Here is a 16643-nt window from a genome sequence, read left to right as displayed (position 1 = left end):
ACCTGGACTCTTTGGCAAAGAATACCGCCGCCTTTTTTAGGATTTCACGCTCCAGTTTCAGCTCAGCGTTCTCGGCTCGGGAAAAAGGGGACAGATTTATTTTCCCTACTCTAAATTCGGTTCCTGGGGCGTCCACTTATCCCAGCGGCACCATCTCGTCTACCCTGGAGATCCGCGATCCGGATATGGCGACCCTGAGCCATGACGCCTATCCCTTTTTTGCTTAACGCCAACACCCTACCCAGACAGGCACCAGGGAAAGGGCCGACGCCTCGACAAGGCCGCTCACCTCTGTTGCAACGTGGCCATGCCTGACGAGCCATGGTTGCCAGCCTTGGCGCACGGCCGTGGATCTTGGCATTCCCAATGTCGTTGTTCCTGCGTACACTTGCGATACGTTCTTATTTGCATCTGTAAATCTTTCGAGGGGAAGCGCCACGATGTCCACCGTTGTTACCGACGGCGCTGCGCACAAAGGCTTGGAAGCGCTCTACCGCGAGCACAACAGCTGGCTTCATGGCTGGTTGCGGCAACGCCTGAACAACGCTGCCGATGCCGCCGACCTGGCCCAGGACACCTTTATCCGGGTACTGCTGGCCCGCACGGCCGCTACCCTCAACCAACCCCGTCATTACCTGGCCACCATCGCCCGGGGCCTGGTCATCGACCTCTACCGCCGGCGCAGCCTGGAAATCGCCTACCTCGACACCCTGGCGCTGCAGCCGGAGCACTACGCGCCCTCCGCCGAAGCCCGCGCGGCCATTCTCGATACCTTGATGGCCATCGACCGCATGCTTGATGGCCTGGGCCCGCGTACCCGGGCGGTCTTCCTGGCGGTGCAGCTGGATGGCCTGAGCTACGAGAAAGCCGCCGAGCGTCTGGGCGTGTCGGTGAGCACCGTGCGCAAGCACCTGGCGCGCGGGCTGATGCACTGCCTGCTGTTCGAGGATGCATGAAGGCGATTCTCAGCGATGCCGTGGACTGGTACGTGCGCTTGCACGACAGCCACGTCGATGCCGCCACCCGCGCCGCATGGCAAGCCTGGCATGGCGCCGACCCGCGGCATGCCGCGGCCTGGGCGCGGCTGGAGCAGTTGCAGGGGCGGCTGGGCAATGCTCCCAGCGGCGCCGCGCATGCGTTGGCGAGCGCCCGGCGCGATCGCCGCCACGCGGTGAAGGCCTTGGCCCTGTTGCTTGGGGTCGGGGTGGTGGGGTGGCAGGGCTACCGGGTTTCGCCCTGGAGTGCCGATTACGCGACGCGGATCGGCGAGCGCCGGCAACTGACCCTGGCCGATGGCACGCGCCTGGACCTCGACACCGACAGCCGGGTGGATATCCGCTACGACGCCAACCAGCGCCTGATCCACCTGCGCCGCGGCGAGATCCTGGTAGAAACCGCCAAGGATCCGCGTCCCCTTAGCGTACGCACCGGCGAAGGCGACGTCCTTGCCCTGGGCACGCGCTTCAGCGTGCGCCAGGACGCCGGGGTGAGCCATGTCGCGGTGAGTGCCCATGCCGTGCAGGTGCACCCCAGCGGCACCACGCAAGTGGTGCGCATCGATAGCGGCTACGGCCTGCGTTTCACTGCCGAGGCGGTGGGCCCGCTGCTGCCCTTGGCGCCGGGTGCGCAGGCCTGGGCCCAGGGCATGCTGGTCAGCGTCGATTGGCGCCTGGGCGATGTGGTCGAGGCGCTGGCGCGCTACCGTCCCGGTTACCTGGGGTGCGCGCGGGAGGTGGCTGGGCTGCGGCTGTCTGGTGCTTTCAACCTTGACGACACCGATGTCGCCCTGGCCAGCCTGGAAGATGCCCTGCCGGTGCGTGCGCGGCGCCTGACCCGCTATTGGGTGCAGTTGCAGCCCGTCGAGGCCGGTTGAAGCCGCCAGCGCGTCGCGGGGCCAGCCCGCTCCCGCGGTAAAGCCCGTCCGCCACTGTTTCAGCTTGCCGAGAATTTTTCGCATTTGGGGTAGCAGATTTTCTGCACTGGTTCGGCTCTTCAGGGCGCGCGCATCAGCCGTGCCCAAGCCTACCCAGTACAGGAACCCTTTTTCATGTCCGCACGCCGTACTTCGCTAGCCTGCTGCATTCGCCAGGCGACCCTCGCGCTGAGCCTTTGCGGTGCCGCGCTGGCGACCACCACAGCCTGGGCCGCCCCGCAGCGCTACGATATTCCGGCCGGTAGCCTGGCTGCTGCGGTCAGCCAGTTCGCCGCCGCCAGTGGCGTCACCATCAGCTTCAGCCACAGCGAAACCAGCGGGTTGCAGTCGTCCGGGTTGCAAGGCCGCTTCGAGCTCGAGCAAGGCTTCGCCACCTTGCTGCAGGGCAGTGGCTTGCGGGTGCTGCAGGTGGGGGAGAAGCGCTATGTGCTGGACAAGGCGCAAAGCGGCGAGGCCATCGAACTGGGGGCGACCAGCATCGATGCCACAGGCCTGGGCAGTACCAGCGAAGGCACTGGCAGCTACACCACGGGCTCGGCCAATACCGCCACCGGCTTGCGCCTCTCTGCCCGCGAGACGCCGCAGTCGGTCAGCGTTGTCACCCGTCAGCAGATCGAAGACCAGAACCTCACGGAGGTGACCCAGGTCCTGGAGCAGACGCCGGGGGTGGTGGTCGACAGTATCGGGCCGGCGGGTAGCGATGCCAACCACATCTATGTGCGCGGTTTCGAGGTCAGCAGCATCCAGGTCGATGGTCTCAATCGTCCGGACTCCTTTGGCTTTCGCGACGACCTGGCCGACATGGTGTCCTATGACCGGGTCGAGGTGGTCCGTGGGGCCACGGGCCTGATGTCGGGCACCGGCGACCCGGGCGCGACCATCAACCTGATCCGCAAGAAACCGACCTTCGATACCCAGCGCAAGCTGACCCTCAAGGCCGGCTCCTGGGACAGCTATCGCACCGAGCTGGATGTCTCTGGCAAGTTGTCGCAGAGCGGCCATGTGCGCGGGCGTTTCGTCGCCTCGAGCACCGACAACAAGAGCCACATCGATCGCCAGTCGCTGGAAAAGCAGGTGGCCTATGGCGTGGTTGAATGGGACCTCAGCGACAGCACGATGCTGACCGTGGGCGCGGAGTATTCCGAGATGGACAACGACGGGGCCGGCAACCATGGCTTCCCGCTGTTCAATGCCGATGGCAGCCACTTCAAGCCGTCGCGCTCGTTCAACTCGGCGGCGGATTGGAGCTACCACAAGCGCCGCGGCAAAACCCTGTTCACCACCCTGGAGCACCAGCTGGACAACGGCTGGCAGCTGAAGCTGAACGCCGAACACAGTCGCCGCCACTACGACGACACCTTCGCCACCGCCGCCGCCGGTACCGTCAACCCCGACGGCAGTGGCCTGAAGACCTGGAGTGGACGCTGGGCGGGCGACCCGCGGCAGACCTCGTTCGATCTGTCGGCTGCCGGTCCGTTCGAGTTGTTTTCCCGGGAACACCAGGGGTACCTGGGGGCCAGCCACTATCAGGCGTACTACCGCAACCCCGGTTACCACCTGTGGACGAGCCAGGCTATCGACAATATCCATACCTGGGACGGTTCGCTGGCGATCCCGGATGCCATCTACAACAAGACCACCGAAGATGCCCTGGATGAGACCCAGGACGGCCTGGTGGCCTCGGTGCGCTGGAGCCTGACCGACGACCTGTCGCTGATCACCGGCGCGCGGCTGATCGACTGGAAGCGCGACGAAAGCCATACCACCCTGGCCAGCGGCGCCACCACGCGCACCTCGCGTAGCGAGAGCGGGGTGGTCACGCCATACCTGGGGCTGGTCTATGACATCGATGAGCATTGGTCGGCCTACGCCAGCTACACCACCATCTTCAAACCGCAGAGCAAGCAGGATGCCACGGGGGGCTATCTTGAGCCGCTGGAGGGGGTGAACTATGAGCTGGGCGTCAAGGGCGAGTTCTGGGACAAGCGCCTGACCACCGGGCTGAGCGTCTTCGAAGTGCAGCAGGACAACTTCGCGGTGGCTGATGGTGACAAGCTGGCACCGGACGGCAACCAGGCCTACCGCGCCGAGTCCGGTACCACCACCCGCGGATTCGAGATGGAAATGGCCGGGCAGATCCTGCCCGATTGGCAGGTTTCCGCCAGCTACACCTACGCCCAGGCCGAAGACGCCGATGGCAAGCGCCTGCTCACCGAAGTGCCGCGCGATACCTTCAAGCTGTTCACCAGCTATCGCCTGCAATCCTTGCCGCAACTGAAAATTGGCGGGGGGGTGCGCTGGCAGGGCATGGAGTACAAGAAGAACGCTGGGCCGCATGGCGAAACCTTCAGCCAGGGCGCCTACAGCGTGGTCGATGCGATGGCGCAGTACGCGTTCACGCCGCAAACCAGCGTGTCGTTGAACCTCAACAACCTGTTCGACGAGAAGTACTACACCGCGATCGGCGCGCGTGGCTGGTACGGCACCCCGCGCAGCGCCACGGCCACCTTGGTCTACGCGTTCTAGCGCCGCGACCAGGTGGCGTGTCGGGGCGCGCTTGCCGCGCGATGGAGGGCACCGGCGGCGCCGGTATCGCAAGGCAAGCCCGCTCCTGGAAATCTATCCGCGCCTGCTGTGCTCGGACCGTGGGCGGGCTGTTCCGAGAACAGCCGCGAACGGATCACCAGTCACTGCGGCGGTAGCGTCAAGCCAAAGCATGCCAGCGCCAGCAGCGCGGCCCCCAGCACGATGAACACATAGTTGAGCGCCGTGAAGCGGGCATTGCTATGGCCCTGCGGGTCGCCTGCGGCGGCGTTCAGGCCCTGCTGGCCAAGCCAGGTGATCCAGCCCATGACCGGCAGCATTGCCAGGCTGACGGCATCCAGCACCGGGTAGCCGATATTCTTGCGCACCAGGCTGTCGATGATGTTGCTGATGATCAGCATCACCACGAACAGGGTCGCCAGGCGGCGGTGCGGCCATTGGATGCTGCGGCCATCGCGCTTGAGACGGGCATCAGCCTCGCGGTACAGCGCGTGGGTGAAGAAAATGGCGAAGATCGCCCGGGCTACCGGCCACAGGTCTTCACCGCTACTGAGCTTGAACTGCTTCCAGTTCTTGTAGGCCCAGTACAGCTGGTAAAGGCTGAAGGTGAGGATGAACAGGGTGAGGAACTTGCCGCGAGAGACCACATAGAACGGTGCATGTTCGGCTTCTTGCGTGGGGAAGGTGCGCTCTGTTTGCGGCGAGTTGTAGAAAGTGTCAGACACGGGCTCTCCTTGGGTGGTCTGCAAAAGGGGGCGTCACGTTAACTTAGTCTGTGTGGCAAAACCATATTGAAGGCCCGGGCAATCCCGCTGCCATCCACCGCGTCGCCTGGTTCGCCAGCACGGCTGGCTCCTACAGGTATTGCAGGCCGTAGCCGGCGGCATTCACCGCGTGCCTGGTGCGCCAGCACGCTGGCTTCGATTGCTGTGCTGCCAAGCGTCGTAGGCTGTGGTCATGGCCTGCCAGGTTGCATTGTCCGCCGGGATCAGGTGCTCGATGCGCAGCGAGGCCACGGTAACGTCTTGCGGCATGCCGAAGGTGGTGAACGTGGACAGGAAGCGCAACTCGCCTGCGTCAGTCGCTATCCGGGTCAGTACCAAGGGTGATTGCAGCGCGTCCGCGGTCAAGGCGGGCGGGGCCTGCAGGTTTTGCAGGCGCTGCGCCAGGTGTGGATTGTCCACAGCTTCCCGGGTCGCTCGTTGCCAGGCGATGGCGCGTATCTGCGCCGCGTTGACCAGGTGCTTGCCCAGCCCGTCGGGACACAGCAGGGTGTCCAGCAGGTTGAGGCCTTGCGCGTCGTGCGTCGGCACGCCAGCCATGGCGAACAGCAGCCCGGCGCTGGCATTGGCGGCGGTGATATCCCAGTTGCGGTCAATCACGATGGCCGGCGCTGGGTTGTTGGCCAGCAGGAGGTGGTCGAGCGCGTCATGCACCATCTTCAGCGCCGGGGCGTCTGGCGCGCTGGCGCCATAGCGCGGTGCATAGCCGGCGGCGAGCAATACCTTGTTGCAATGCTCCAGCGGCACATCCAGCGCGCTGAGCAGTGCATGCAGGGTGCTCGGGCTAGCCTTGGCGCGGCCGGTTTCCACGCAGCTCAAATGGCGTTGCGAGACCCCGGCCAGCAGCCCCAGCTCAAGCTGACTGAGGCCGGCCTGGCGCCGGAAGTGGCGTAGCTGATCGCCAGCGTTGGCGGTGAGCGCAGAGGGCAGGGTGCTCATGCGTCGAGGCTGGCTAGCGTTTGTTGGAACATTGCAGGCGTGCGCGCCTGAATGCCTGGATCAGCAAGGGGATCATTGGCCAAAGGCGCTGGCGGCACTGTTGATGGCAACAAAAAGTCCGATGATCGAAGCAAGGTATATCCCCAGCACGAGTAGTACAGATTCAAAAAGGGCGAGTTTGCAATGCTTGGCGAGGAACAGGGCGCAACTTTTGAGCCGTGCCCCGCGCGGCAGGTCCGGCAAACTTGCCTGGTGCGCGTGAAAACCGGCGGCTTCATCCTGGATGAAGGCCGTGAAGAACGGCTTCAAGTTGGCGATGACGGCCAGCCCGAGGATCGCGCTCAATACCAACAGCACAAAGATCAGCGCCCATCCATCGGCACTTCTGTGGGTGTCGAAGGCGTGTCCGGCTTTGTAGGACAGCAAGGCAATGAAACTGGCGAGGATGAACTGTATGGACAGGTTTCGTAACAGCTCAAGGAAGGGTTTTTGTCCTTTGCCCAATACCCACATGCGTTCTGCTCCCTATACGTTCCGATTGGCAATGAGGGGGAAGTGGCGCGGCAACGATATCGCCGATGAACACGCCCTGTCCATGCAGGGCAGGGTTGGGCGTATGTTCTCCGGGCCCCCTAGCCCAGGGCGCTGGCGCGCTTTTATGGGCCATGGCTGCGGACACCGGGCCTGTCTGCAGCGTCCATGACCTGTGAGGTCATTGCCACGCAGAAGGCGCTATCACTACCGTGTGCTACACATACCCCCAGGAGCGCACGATGACCAATGGCCCGCACGACCCCGCACGCAACAACCAGCGTCCCACCCGTTACCCTTCGGGGCAGCAACTGGCGGCGACGCATTCGAACGGCGTATGGCGCACGGCAGTGGTGCCGTTCGGTTTCGTCCTGTACCTCGTGGTCAAGGGCCGTATGCCCAGGTGCGCAGCATGAGCGCGGGCCTGGCGGTCTATGCCGGCCTGGTGGTTGTGCTGTGCCTGAAGATGCTGGCGGTTTCCTGCTACCAGGGCTATTACCGGCTGCGTCATCTGGCGTTCGTCAACCCGGAGGATGCGGCTGTGTTCAAGCGTCCAGCGCAGCCACAAGAGCGGCCAGAGGTGCTCCGGGCCATGCAGGCATGGCGCAACGATCTGGAGAACATCCCGCTGTTCATGGCGTTAGGTGGGCTTGCGGTTGCGCTCGAGGCGCCTACGGCATTGATGACAGGGATGGGCGGGCTGTTCACCCTGGCCAGGGTGCTGCACACAGTGGCCTACCTGGCGCAACTGCAGCCGTGGCGTACCCTGAGTTATGGCGTGGGTGTCCTGTGTTTGCTCGGGCTGGCGGGCTGGATCACGGTGCGGGTGTGGCAGCCGTGACTTTACAGGGAATTATTCAAAGCCAATAATTATTGGCAGTGAATAATTTAGGGTAATCCAATGGCCGACATCTTCCTGCGCCCTGAACTGGCCGCCGACATGGCTCGACAGCTGCTCGAGCCATCCGCGTTGGATATCGGCCTGCGCTCCGGGTTGTTCCTGTCTGGCTTGCGGCGCACGGGCAAAACCACCTTTCTCAAGAACGACCTGATCCCCGCGCTGGAGGCCAAGGGCGCGCTGGTAATCTACGTCGACCTGTGGAGCGATACCCAGACCAGCCCGGTGAAGCTGGTGCTGGCCGCGGTGCGCAAGGCCCTGCACGAACTGCAGACCCCTGCCTCGTCGTTCATGCAGCGGCTAAGGGCCCTGCGCGGTGCCGAGCTGGAGCTGGCCGGCTTCAAGTTCGGCTTCAACCTCGACACCCTGGGCGAGGCGGGCGGCGTGACGCTGGCCCAGGCCCTGGGCGAAGTGGTGGACCAGGCCAAGGCCAATGTGGTGCTGATCGTCGACGAAGTGCAGCACGCCATCACCACCGAGGACGGCCAGCAGATGATGCTGGCGCTCAAGGCCGCGCGCGACGCCATCAACCCACGGCCAGCCACGGCAGGCCATTTCCTGTTCATCGGCACCGGCTCGCACCGGGCGATGGTCAACGAACTGACTGCCCGGCGTAACCAGGCGTTCGCCGGCGCGACCAACGTGGCCTACCCGGTGCTGGGCGAGGACTATGTCGCGTTCTGGCTCGAACGCCTTGCGGCCGACGGCCTGGATAACCTGCCATCGCTGGCGGTGGCCAGCGAGGCGTTCGCTACCCTGGGCAGCCGGCCCGAGGAATTCATCCGTGCCCTGCGCCAGTTGGTCCATTCGCCAAGCCTGAGCTCCGGCGCGGACCTGGTGCTGCCGGTGATCGCGGCCACCCTGCGTTCGGCGGCGGCGGACCTGGAGCTGATGAAGGTCGAGGAACTGGGGGTGCTGGCCCAGGCCATCTTCGCCCGCATCGCCTCGGTAGATGGCGAGACCCGCGGGGTGTTCTCCAGCGAGGCGGCGGGGGAGTATTCTAAGTTCGTCGGGCGCGAGGTGCGCGTGGAGGAGGTGCAGCCGGTGGCCAATGACTTGTTGGCGGCCAACCTCATCATCCGCCGCGGTCATGGCCTGTACGGCGTCACCGATCCGTTCGTGCAGGAGATCTGGCGCGAGCGCCAGGCCCTGTTGGGCAAGCGCTGAGGTCAACTGGCCGGGAGGGTGTCCTGCCTGGCCATGAAGAAGCGGGCAAACAGCTCCGATTGCGACTTGATGTTCAACTTCGCGTAGAGGTTGCGCCGGTGGACCTTGATGGTTTCCGTCGACAGCGACAGCTTGCCGGCAATTTCCTTGTTGGAAAAGCCACTGAGCAACAAGCGCAGCACATCGCTTTCGCGGGTGGTGATCTGGGTGCCGAGCTGGGCGAGCGTTGCTTGCCAGGGCGGCGGTTCACCGAGGTTCTTCTCGCCATCGACTTCAAAGTTCATGCGCTGGCGCATGAGCGCGGTCACCCAGGGCTTGATCAGGTCGAGCACGGTGATCTGTTCCTGGCTGAAGCGCGTCTTGCTGCCAATGGAAATGCACAACGTTCTGTCGGCGTCGAGCTGGACGTTGTACTGCGCTTCGTCGGTGGAAATATATTGGGCGAAGTACTGGTGGTAGTACTCGGTGTCGAGAAAGTATTCAGGGGCGATATCCAGCAGGTGGAAAAAGCCGCTCTGCGGGTGCTCGCGGTTGGCGATGTAGAACGGGTCGAGCAGGTACAGCCCCTTCAGATAGCGATGAATCAGCGCGTCGACCTCGTGCGCATCCGCCACTTCGGGAAAGCTCACCACCTCCACTTGCTGGTGGCTGAAGATCAGCACCACCCAGTTGTCGATCTGCACGTACTCGTTCAACACCCGCACCAGCGAACTCCAGAATGCGGGGCGGTCCAGTTGCAGGATGAGTTTGCCGATCGATCGGTGCCAGGCCAGTCCATGTAGGTCGAACGGCATTTTCTACCCCTTTTGGGTTAGGGAATCGCAGGTCAAGGCTAAGTATTCTTGGGTATTTACTCTGCGGGCATGCCCGGTATAGTCGCTGTCTGGGCTCAGGAAGGGCCAGAAGATACATGGTTTGGATAAGGATGTTGCATGAGAAGATCACGTTTGCGAACCCTTTTTGCCGCTTCGCTGCTCGGTACGGCCATCAGCACCACGGCCGCCGCGGCACAGCCGGGGATGCACCTGTACAACTGGTTCGGGCTGCTCGCGCCGGAGACCCCCAAGGCCTTCGAGCAGGAAACCGGCACCCGCGTGCACATGGATGCCTTCGACAGTGCCGACATCATGCAGAGCAAGGTGATGGCCGGGCGCACCGGCTATGACGTGGTGGTGGCCACTTCCAATGTGCTGCCCAGCCTGATCCAGGCCGGCGTGCTGCAACCGCTGGACCGCGAGCAACTGGGCAACCTCGCGCATATGGACCCCGCCATCCTTGCCCAGCTGGCGGTCAACGACCCCGGCAACCGCTACGCGGTGCCTTACCTGTGGGGCACCACCGGCATCGGCTACGACGTCGACAAGGTCAAGGCGGCCCTGGGCGACCAGGCGCCGGTGGACAGCTGGGACCTGATCTTCAAGGAAGAGAACATCAGCAAGCTGAAGTCGTGCGGCGTGGCCATGCTCGACTCGCCCAGCGAGATCATCTCGATTGCCCTGAACTACCTCGGCCTGCCCAGCAACAGCACTAACCCGGCGGATTACCAGAAGGCCCAGGACCTGCTGCTGAAAATTCGCCCCTACGTGCTGTATTTCGACTCATCGCGCATCGACGCCGACATGGCCGACGGCAATATCTGCGCGGTGGTGGGCTGGGCCAACGGCGCCCTGGCCGCGCAGGCGCTCAACGACAAGAACAACACCGGGCGCAGGATCAGCTACAGCCTGCCGCGCGAAGGCGCGCTGGTGTGGTCGGAAAACCTGGTGCTGCTCAAGGATGCGCCGCATCCCAAGGAAGGCATGGCGTTCATCAACTACATGATGCGCCCGGAAGTGATCGCCAAGACCTCCAACCACACGCTGTACCCCAACGCCAACAAGGATGCCACCCAGTTCGTCGAACAGGCGCTGCGGGACAACCCGTGGATCTATCCCGACAAGAAGACGGTCGCCACGCTGATTCCGCTCGAGCCGCTGCCGTTGAAGCTGGAGCGGATCCGTACCCGGGTCTGGACCAAGGTCAAGAGCGGCGTTTGAGCTGAGCCCAGGTGCTAGCAGCTGCTCGAGGCCGGTATGGCCCGGGCAGCGCGTGCGCGGCCTGTTGATTCAAGCATCCCGTGAAGCATCGCCCCTCGGCGCCCGGCTGTCCTGCGCGGCGGGGTGCTGGTTTCGCGTGCTTCACCCATCTTATGCAGGAGGAGAACAGCGGATGTTCAGCCCAGCCCATAAGACCCACTTGAGTTTGACCATCGACGGTGTGACGCATGCTTTCCAGGTGCTTGGCTACACCGGGGAAGAGATGGCCAACAGGCCGTACTTCTTCAACCTGGAGCTGGCCAGCGAGTGGCCAGAGGCGGATCTGCAACGCTTTGTCGACCGCGCGGCGTATTTCAGCTTTGACCCGCGTGGCAAGGGCATCCATGGACGGATCTATCACATTGCGCAACGTGCTCGGGGGGCGCGTTCGACACGCTACCACTTGGCCCTCGTGCCGCACTTGTCCTATTTGCGCCACCGTATCAACCGCAGGATCTATCAACGGCTGTCGGTGCCGAAGATCGTCGCCTTGATCCTGGAGGAGCACGGTATCGTCGGTGATGCTTATCGCTTCGAGCTCGGCGCGTGCTACCCCGAGCTGGACTACTGCACCCAGTATGACGAGACCGATCTGCATTTCATGCAGCGTTTGTGCGAGGAAGCGGGTATTCGCTTTTACTTCCAGCACAGTGCCCAGGGCCATGTGCTGGTGTTGGCCGATGGCCAGGCGGTACTGCCGTGGGGCGTGCTTTACCGCCCACCAGTGGTGCACAACAAGCCTCAGGTGCTGGATGATCAGACGGCCGTGGTGCTGGCGGTGGAGGACGAGGGGGCCGGCAGGGAGGGGAGGCTGGCAAGGGTCAAGGTGCAGTTGCCCTGGGACCCTGATGGCTGGTTCGATGACAAGAGCAGGTGCTGGCTGCCGGTGGCGACCGATTGGCAGTGCGCAACCCCGCAGTTGCAGGTGGGCATGGGGGTGGTGGTTACTTTTGTCGATAACGATCCGGATCAGCCGTTGGTGACGGGATGCTTGTGTTGTGGTTGACGGTCTGGGGCGATGATCAGCCTCGAAGCGGGCGATTTTGGGCGGCAGGGCGCCACGGGTTGGGTGCTTGCTAAGTGGGGGCGCCCTGCTGGGATAGGCCGGATTTTTCCATGATGATGGTGCGCTCCCCACCATGGAATTCGTCACGCAGCTTCTGATAACCCAAGCGTACGTAGAACCCTTCGGCAGTAATGGACGAAGGTACGCGCAACGCAGTGATCCCCGCCCTGATCGCCGCTGTATGGATGGTTTCCATCAGTAGTCTGCCAATACCTGTCCCATGGTGGGTGGGCGCGACAAACACTGTCCTGACAACGTCGCCATCCAGGCTTGCCGTCCCCAGCAGATCGTTCTGCTTGACCGCCACGAAAACCACTCGGCTATCGAGCAATGCACTGACCGCCGCAGGTGCGAAGCTCTGTTCTACCCGGGCGATCACCTCTGCCGGGTAATCCTGCGAGTTGGATTCGCGCAGCGCCGCGATCACGAGGCGGCTGATGGCTTCTGCGTCTTCGCGCTTGGCGCGGCGGACATGACATTCCATGGACGTATCCCGAATTGATAGCGCTACCACATAACCCTTGTGGGAGCGGCCTTGTGTCGCGAAAGGGCCGCAAGGCGGCCCCTGGTTTCTGGTGTGTTGCGAAGAGTGCTGGGGCTGCTTCGCAGCCCTTTCGCGACACAAGGCCGCTCCTACACCGGGCCCGCGTTTACTCTTCCTGAAATGATCGGCGCCTGGCCTGGCCTATTCGCCGGCAAGCCGGCTCCTCCGGGCGAATCGCGCCCATGTAGGAGCCGGCCTTGCCGGCGAACAGGGCCCGTCCAGGCAACTCACGACATACCGGCTTAATGCAACGTCCGAGGCGCCACCTGCGGCATCTGCACCTGGATCAACGCCGATTCGAGCAGCACCCGCAGGGCCTCCATTTCATGCATCGCGGCCAGGACCCGAATCGACACGGGCGACTTGGGATGCAGCAGAACAGCCTGATGCGCCGCTCGGGCGGCGCTCGATCTCACAGGCGATGCACGCCTTTCGCGGCGTGCAAGCAGTGCTTCGGCGATCTCACTGCTCAACCCCTAAAAACGCCGCCTCCAACAACTGCCTCGTATACCCATGCTTCGGCTCATGAAAAATAGCCCCCGCATCCCCCTGTTCCACCACCTGCCCATGCTTGATCACCATCAACTGATGACTCAACGCCTTGACCACTGCCAGGTCATGGCTGATGAACAGATAGGTGAGGTTGTACTTAACCTGCAAACTCCGCAAAAGCTCAACCACCTGCCGCTGCACCGTCCGATCCAGCGCCGAGGTCGGCTCATCCAGCAGAATCAGCGCAGGCTTCAACACCAACGCCCGAGCAATCGCAATCCGCTGCCGCTGCCCGCCGGAAAACTCATGGGGATACCGATGCCGCGTCCGCGGATCCAGCCCCACTTCCTCCAGCGCCGCGATAATCGCCGCTTCCTGCTCGGCCGGCGTGCCGATCTTGTGAATCCGTAACCCCTCGCCAACGATATCCGCCACGCACATGCGCGGGCTCAGGCTGCCAAAGGGGTCCTGAAACACCACCTGCATCTCCCGCCGCAGTGGCCGCACGGCCTTCTGGTTCAGCCCTTCAAGATCCTGCCCATGGAAGCGAATGCCACCCTGGCTGGAAATCAGTCGCAAGATGGCCAGCCCCAAGGTGGACTTGCCCGACCCACTCTCGCCAACGATGCCCAGCGTCTGCCCCTGGGGCAGGCTGAAGTTCACCCCGTCCACCGCCTTCACATGGTCGACGGTGCGGCGCAGCAGCCCCTTCTTGATCGGGAACCACACCTTCAGGTCCTTCACCTCCAGCAACGGCGCCCCTTCGGCGTTCGCAGCCGGTGCCCCGCTGGGCTCGGCATTGATCAGCATCTGCGTATACGGATGCTGTGGCTTGCTGAACAAGGTGGCGCAATCGGCCTGCTCGACGATCTTGCCGCACTGCATCACGCACACGCGGTGGGCGATGCGACGTACCAGGTTGAGGTCGTGGCTGATCAGCAGCAGGGCCATGCCGAGGCGCGCCTGCAACGACTTGAGCAGGTCGAGGATCTTCAGCTGCACGGTCACGTCGAGCGCCGTGGTGGGTTCGTCGGCGATCAGCAGTTCGGGCTCGTTGGCCAGGGCCATGGCGATCATCACCCGCTGGCGCTGGCCACCGGACAGCTCGTGGGGCAGGGCTTTCAGGCGCTTGTGCGGTTCGGGTATGCCGACCAGCTCCAGCAGCTCCAGGGTGCGCGCCGTGGCGGCCTTGCCGGTGAGGCCCTTGTGCAGCAAGAGGATCTCGTTGATCTGCTTCTCGATGCTGTGCAGCGGGTTCAGCGAGGTCATCGGCTCCTGGAAGATCATCGCGATGCGGTTGCCGCGAATCCGCTGCATGGGTTTCTCGCCCAGGTGCAGCAGGTCCTTGCCGCCGTACTGGATGCTGCCGCTGGGATGCCGCGCCAGCGGGTAGGGCAGCAGGCGCAAGATCGAGTGGGCGGTCACCGACTTGCCCGAGCCGCTTTCGCCCACCAGGGCCAGGGTCTCGCCCTTGCGGATGTCGAAACTGATGCCGTCGACCACGCGGTTGACCTGCTCGCCAGTGACGAACTCCACCGCCAGGTCGCGGACTTCGATCAGGGTGTCTTGGCTCATGTCATTTCCTCGGGTCGAAGGCGTCGCGGGCGGACTCGCCGATGAATACCAGCAGGCTCAGCATCACCGCCAGCACGGCGAAGGCGCTGATGCCCAGCCACGGGGCTTGCAGGTTGGACTTGCCCTGGGCCACCAGCTCGCCCAGCGACGGCGAGCCGGCGGGCAGGCCGAAGCCGAGGAAGTCCAGGGCGGTGAGGGTGCCGATGGCGCCGGTGAGGATGAACGGCATGAAGGTCATGGTCGAGATCATGGCGTTGGGCAGGATGTGGCGGAACATGATCGGGCCATTGCGCATGCCCAGCGCGCGGGCGGCGCGCACGTACTCCAGGTTGCGCCCACGGAGGAACTCGGCGCGCACCACGTCCACCAGGCTCATCCACGAGAACAGCAGCATGATGCCCAGCAACCACCAGAAGTTGGGCTGCACGAAGCTGGCGAGGATGATCAGCAGGTACAGTACAGGCAGGCCGGACCAGATCTCCAAAAAACGCTGCCCGGCCAGGTCCACCCAGCCGCCATAGAAGCCCTGCAGGGCGCCGGCGATCACGCCGATGATCGAGCTGGCGATGGTCAGCGTCAGGGCGAACAGCACCGAGATGCGGAAGCCATAGATCACCCGGGCCAGCACGTCGCGGCCCTGGTCGTCGGTGCCCAGCAGGTTGTCGGTGGAGGGCGGCGCGGGGGCGGGCACCTTCAGGTCGTAGTTGATGCTCTGGTAGCTGTAGGGGATCGGCGCCCACAGCACGAAGGCGTCTTTCTTCTCCAGCAACTCGCGGATGTACGGGCTCTTGTAGTTGGCCTCCAGCGGGAACTCGCCGCCAAACGTTGTCTCCGGGTAGCGCTTGAACGCAGGGAAGTACCACTGGCCGTCATAGCGCACGGCAATCGGCTTGTCGTTGGCGATGAACTCGGCGCCCAGGCTGAGCACGAACAGCACCAGGAAGATCCACAGCGACCACCAGCCGCGGCGGTTGGCCTTGAAGCGCTCGAAGCGCCGGCGATTGAGAGGGGACAGGGCCATGTCAGTGCTCCCGGCTGGCGAAGTCGATGCGCGGATCGACCAGGGTGTAGGTGAGGTCGCCGATCAGCTTCACCACCAACCCCAGCAGGGTGAAGATGAACAAGGTGCCGAACACCACCGGGTAGTCGCGGTTGATCGCCGCTTCGAAACTCATCAGGCCCAGGCCGTCGAGGCTGAAGATCACCTCGATCAGTAGGGAGCCTGTGAAGAAGATGCCAATGAACGCCGAGGGGAAGCCGGCGATCACCAGCAGCATGGCGTTGCGGAACACGTGGCCATAGAGCACGCGGGTGCGGCTCAGGCCCTTGGCCTTGGCGGTGACTACGTACTGCTTGTTGATCTCGTCGAGGAAGCTGTTCTTGGTCAGCAGGGTCATGGTGGCGAAGTTGCCAATCACCAGCGCAGTGATCGGCAGCACCAGGTGCCAGAAGTAGTCGAGCACCTTGCCGGTGGTGCTGAGTTCGTCGAAGTTGTTGGAGGTCAACCCGCGCAGCGGGAACCAGTCGAAGTAGCTGCCGCCGGCGAACAGCACGATCAGCAGGATGGCGAACAGGAACGCGGGGATGGCGTAGCCGACGATGATCGCCGAGCTGGTCCACACGTCGAAATGGCTACCATGGCGCACGGCCTTGGCGATCCCCAGGGGGATCGACACCAGGTACATGATCAGCGTGCTCCACAGCCCCAGCGAGATGGACACGGGCATCTTCTCGGCGATCAGGTCGATGACCTTGGCGTCGCGGAAGAAGCTGTTGCCAAAGTCCAGCTGGGCGTAGTTCTTGACCATGATCCACAACCGCTCGGGCGCCGACTTGTCGAAGCCGTACATGCGCTCGATCTCGGCGATCAGCGCCGGGTCCAGCCCTTGCGCGCCACGGTAGTTGGAGCCGGCCACCGACACCTCGGCGCCGCCGCCGGCGATGCGGCTGGTGGCGCCGTCGAAGCCTTCGAGCTTGGCGATCATCTGCTCCACCGGGCCGCCTGGGGCGGCCTGGACGATGATGAAGTTGATGATCAGGATGCCGAACAGGGTGGGGATGATCAGCAGCAGGCGCCGCAGGATATAGGCCAGCATG

At 63.7% G+C, this 16643-nt stretch carries 18 protein-coding genes; 9 read left to right on the top strand and 9 right to left on the bottom strand.

Features of this window, described 5'->3' with window-relative positions; all coding sequences use genetic code 11:
• The 4 genes from NJG22_RS20610 to NJG22_RS20595 form a co-directional block, all read left to right on the top strand.
• On the top strand, positions 1-227 hold a 227-nt coding region (locus NJG22_RS20610), incomplete at its 5' end, for a hypothetical protein (RefSeq protein WP_253097346.1).
• Positions 228-440: 213 nt separating this feature from the next.
• Positions 441-956, top strand: a complete 516-nt coding sequence (locus NJG22_RS20605; protein ID WP_253097344.1) for a sigma-70 family RNA polymerase sigma factor — start codon at positions 441-443, stop codon at positions 954-956.
• Positions 953-1873, top strand: a complete 921-nt coding sequence (locus NJG22_RS20600) for a FecR domain-containing protein (RefSeq protein ID WP_253097342.1) — start codon at positions 953-955, stop codon at positions 1871-1873. Before NJG22_RS20605 ends, NJG22_RS20600 begins: the two co-directional genes overlap by 4 nt.
• 174 nt (positions 1874-2047) lie before the next feature.
• Positions 2048-4459 (top strand): TonB-dependent receptor, encoded by a 2412-nt coding sequence (locus NJG22_RS20595; protein ID WP_253097340.1) that lies wholly within the window; start codon positions 2048-2050, stop codon positions 4457-4459.
• A 161-nt stretch (positions 4460-4620) separates the two neighbouring features.
• On the opposite strand, the gene NJG22_RS20590 is transcribed toward NJG22_RS20595, so the two are convergent.
• The 3 genes from NJG22_RS20590 to NJG22_RS20580 all read right to left on the bottom strand — a co-directional run bounded on the left by NJG22_RS20590 (position 4621) and on the right by NJG22_RS20580 (position 6711).
• On the bottom strand, positions 4621-5202 hold the full coding sequence (locus NJG22_RS20590) for a hypothetical protein (RefSeq protein WP_253097338.1): 582 nt from the start codon (positions 5200-5202) through the stop codon (positions 4621-4623).
• A 162-nt stretch (positions 5203-5364) separates the two neighbouring features.
• Positions 5365-6198 carry a helix-turn-helix domain-containing protein gene (locus tag NJG22_RS20585; RefSeq protein ID WP_253097336.1) on the bottom strand — a complete coding sequence of 278 codons (834 nt, stop codon included), beginning with the start codon at positions 6196-6198 and terminating at the stop codon, positions 5365-5367.
• A 72-nt stretch (positions 6199-6270) separates the two neighbouring features.
• Entirely contained in the window at positions 6271-6711 is a 441-nt protein-coding gene (locus tag NJG22_RS20580) for a hypothetical protein (protein ID WP_253097334.1), read from the bottom strand.
• 260 nt (positions 6712-6971) lie between these two features.
• Here NJG22_RS20580 and NJG22_RS20575 point away from each other — a divergent pair, with 260 nt between their 5' ends.
• Genes NJG22_RS20575 through NJG22_RS20565 form a run of 3 tightly spaced genes read left to right on the top strand, consistent with a single transcriptional unit; the run spans position 6972 to position 8794 of the window.
• The gene (locus NJG22_RS20575; RefSeq protein WP_253097331.1) at positions 6972-7145 is read left to right on the top strand and encodes a hypothetical protein; all 174 of its coding nucleotides are present in this window, start codon (positions 6972-6974) and stop codon (positions 7143-7145) included.
• Complete coding sequence (locus NJG22_RS20570) at positions 7142-7570, top strand: MAPEG family protein (RefSeq protein ID WP_253097329.1); 429 nt, start codon at positions 7142-7144, stop codon at positions 7568-7570. Before NJG22_RS20575 ends, NJG22_RS20570 begins: the two co-directional genes overlap by 4 nt.
• 60 nt (positions 7571-7630) lie before the next feature.
• Positions 7631-8794 (top strand): AAA family ATPase, encoded by a 1164-nt coding sequence (locus tag NJG22_RS20565; RefSeq protein ID WP_253097327.1) that lies wholly within the window; start codon positions 7631-7633, stop codon positions 8792-8794.
• Positions 8795-8796: 2 nt separating this feature from the next.
• Here NJG22_RS20565 and NJG22_RS20560 read toward each other — a convergent pair whose 3' ends face one another.
• The gene (locus NJG22_RS20560; RefSeq protein WP_253097324.1) at positions 8797-9588 is read right to left on the bottom strand and encodes a helix-turn-helix transcriptional regulator; all 792 of its coding nucleotides are present in this window, start codon (positions 9586-9588) and stop codon (positions 8797-8799) included.
• A gap of 138 nt (positions 9589-9726) precedes the next feature.
• Here NJG22_RS20560 and NJG22_RS20555 point away from each other — a divergent pair, with 138 nt between their 5' ends.
• Positions 9727-10830: a polyamine ABC transporter substrate-binding protein gene (locus tag NJG22_RS20555; RefSeq protein ID WP_253097323.1), complete on the top strand. Its 1104-nt coding sequence runs from the start codon at positions 9727-9729 to the stop codon at positions 10828-10830.
• Positions 10831-11002: 172 nt separating this feature from the next.
• The gene (locus tag NJG22_RS20550; protein ID WP_253097320.1) at positions 11003-11875 is read left to right on the top strand and encodes a contractile injection system protein, VgrG/Pvc8 family; all 873 of its coding nucleotides are present in this window, start codon (positions 11003-11005) and stop codon (positions 11873-11875) included.
• A 70-nt stretch (positions 11876-11945) separates the two neighbouring features.
• Here the strand turns inward: NJG22_RS20550 and NJG22_RS20545 are convergent, their stop codons facing one another.
• From NJG22_RS20545 to NJG22_RS20525, 5 genes are all read right to left on the bottom strand, one after another.
• Positions 11946-12419, bottom strand: coding sequence for a GNAT family N-acetyltransferase (locus NJG22_RS20545; RefSeq protein WP_253097318.1), 474 nt, complete (start codon positions 12417-12419; stop codon positions 11946-11948).
• A 302-nt stretch (positions 12420-12721) separates the two neighbouring features.
• Positions 12722-12928, bottom strand: coding sequence for a hypothetical protein (locus NJG22_RS20540; RefSeq protein ID WP_253097350.1), 207 nt, complete (start codon positions 12926-12928; stop codon positions 12722-12724).
• A 13-nt stretch (positions 12929-12941) separates the two neighbouring features.
• On the bottom strand, positions 12942-14546 hold the full coding sequence (locus tag NJG22_RS20535; protein WP_253097315.1) for an ABC transporter ATP-binding protein: 1605 nt from the start codon (positions 14544-14546) through the stop codon (positions 12942-12944).
• Position 14547: 1 nt separating this feature from the next.
• Positions 14548-15567 carry an ABC transporter permease gene (locus NJG22_RS20530; protein ID WP_253097313.1) on the bottom strand — a complete coding sequence of 340 codons (1020 nt, stop codon included), beginning with the start codon at positions 15565-15567 and terminating at the stop codon, positions 14548-14550.
• Between the two features lies 1 nt (position 15568).
• On the bottom strand, positions 15569-16642 hold the full coding sequence (locus NJG22_RS20525) for a microcin C ABC transporter permease YejB (protein WP_038706480.1): 1074 nt from the start codon (positions 16640-16642) through the stop codon (positions 15569-15571).
• Between the last annotated feature and the right edge of the window lies 1 nt (position 16643).

It is taken from the genome of Pseudomonas sp. VA159-2 (assembly GCF_024126635.1).
GTDB lineage: Bacteria > Pseudomonadota > Gammaproteobacteria > Pseudomonadales > Pseudomonadaceae > Aquipseudomonas > Aquipseudomonas muyukensis.
This window is presented reverse-complemented; position numbering and strand designations above follow the sequence as displayed.

Excerpts from the sequence above, each read along its gene's own strand:
- NJG22_RS20580 (WP_253097334.1), bottom strand. The coding sequence starts at position 6,711 with ATGTGGGTATTGGGCAAAGGACAAAAACCCTTCCTTGAGCTGTTACGA.
- NJG22_RS20560 (WP_253097324.1), bottom strand. The coding sequence starts at position 9,588 with ATGCCGTTCGACCTACATGGACTGGCCTGGCACCGATCGATCGGCAAA.
- NJG22_RS20570 (WP_253097329.1), top strand. The coding sequence starts at position 7,142 with ATGAGCGCGGGCCTGGCGGTCTATGCCGGCCTGGTGGTTGTGCTGTGC.
- NJG22_RS20600 (WP_253097342.1), top strand. The coding sequence starts at position 953 with ATGAAGGCGATTCTCAGCGATGCCGTGGACTGGTACGTGCGCTTGCAC.
- NJG22_RS20545 (WP_253097318.1), bottom strand. The coding sequence starts at position 12,419 with ATGGAATGTCATGTCCGCCGCGCCAAGCGCGAAGACGCAGAAGCCATC.
- NJG22_RS20525 (WP_038706480.1), bottom strand. The coding sequence starts at position 16,642 with ATGCTGGCCTATATCCTGCGGCGCCTGCTGCTGATCATCCCCACCCTG.
- NJG22_RS20595 (WP_253097340.1), top strand. The coding sequence starts at position 2,048 with ATGTCCGCACGCCGTACTTCGCTAGCCTGCTGCATTCGCCAGGCGACC.
- NJG22_RS20605 (WP_253097344.1), top strand. The coding sequence starts at position 441 with ATGTCCACCGTTGTTACCGACGGCGCTGCGCACAAAGGCTTGGAAGCG.
- NJG22_RS20565 (WP_253097327.1), top strand. The coding sequence starts at position 7,631 with ATGGCCGACATCTTCCTGCGCCCTGAACTGGCCGCCGACATGGCTCGA.
- NJG22_RS20585 (WP_253097336.1), bottom strand. The coding sequence starts at position 6,198 with ATGAGCACCCTGCCCTCTGCGCTCACCGCCAACGCTGGCGATCAGCTA.
- NJG22_RS20535 (WP_253097315.1), bottom strand. The coding sequence starts at position 14,546 with ATGAGCCAAGACACCCTGATCGAAGTCCGCGACCTGGCGGTGGAGTTC.
- NJG22_RS20550 (WP_253097320.1), top strand. The coding sequence starts at position 11,003 with ATGTTCAGCCCAGCCCATAAGACCCACTTGAGTTTGACCATCGACGGT.
- NJG22_RS20575 (WP_253097331.1), top strand. The coding sequence starts at position 6,972 with ATGACCAATGGCCCGCACGACCCCGCACGCAACAACCAGCGTCCCACC.
- NJG22_RS20530 (WP_253097313.1), bottom strand. The coding sequence starts at position 15,567 with ATGGCCCTGTCCCCTCTCAATCGCCGGCGCTTCGAGCGCTTCAAGGCC.
- NJG22_RS20555 (WP_253097323.1), top strand. The coding sequence starts at position 9,727 with ATGAGAAGATCACGTTTGCGAACCCTTTTTGCCGCTTCGCTGCTCGGT.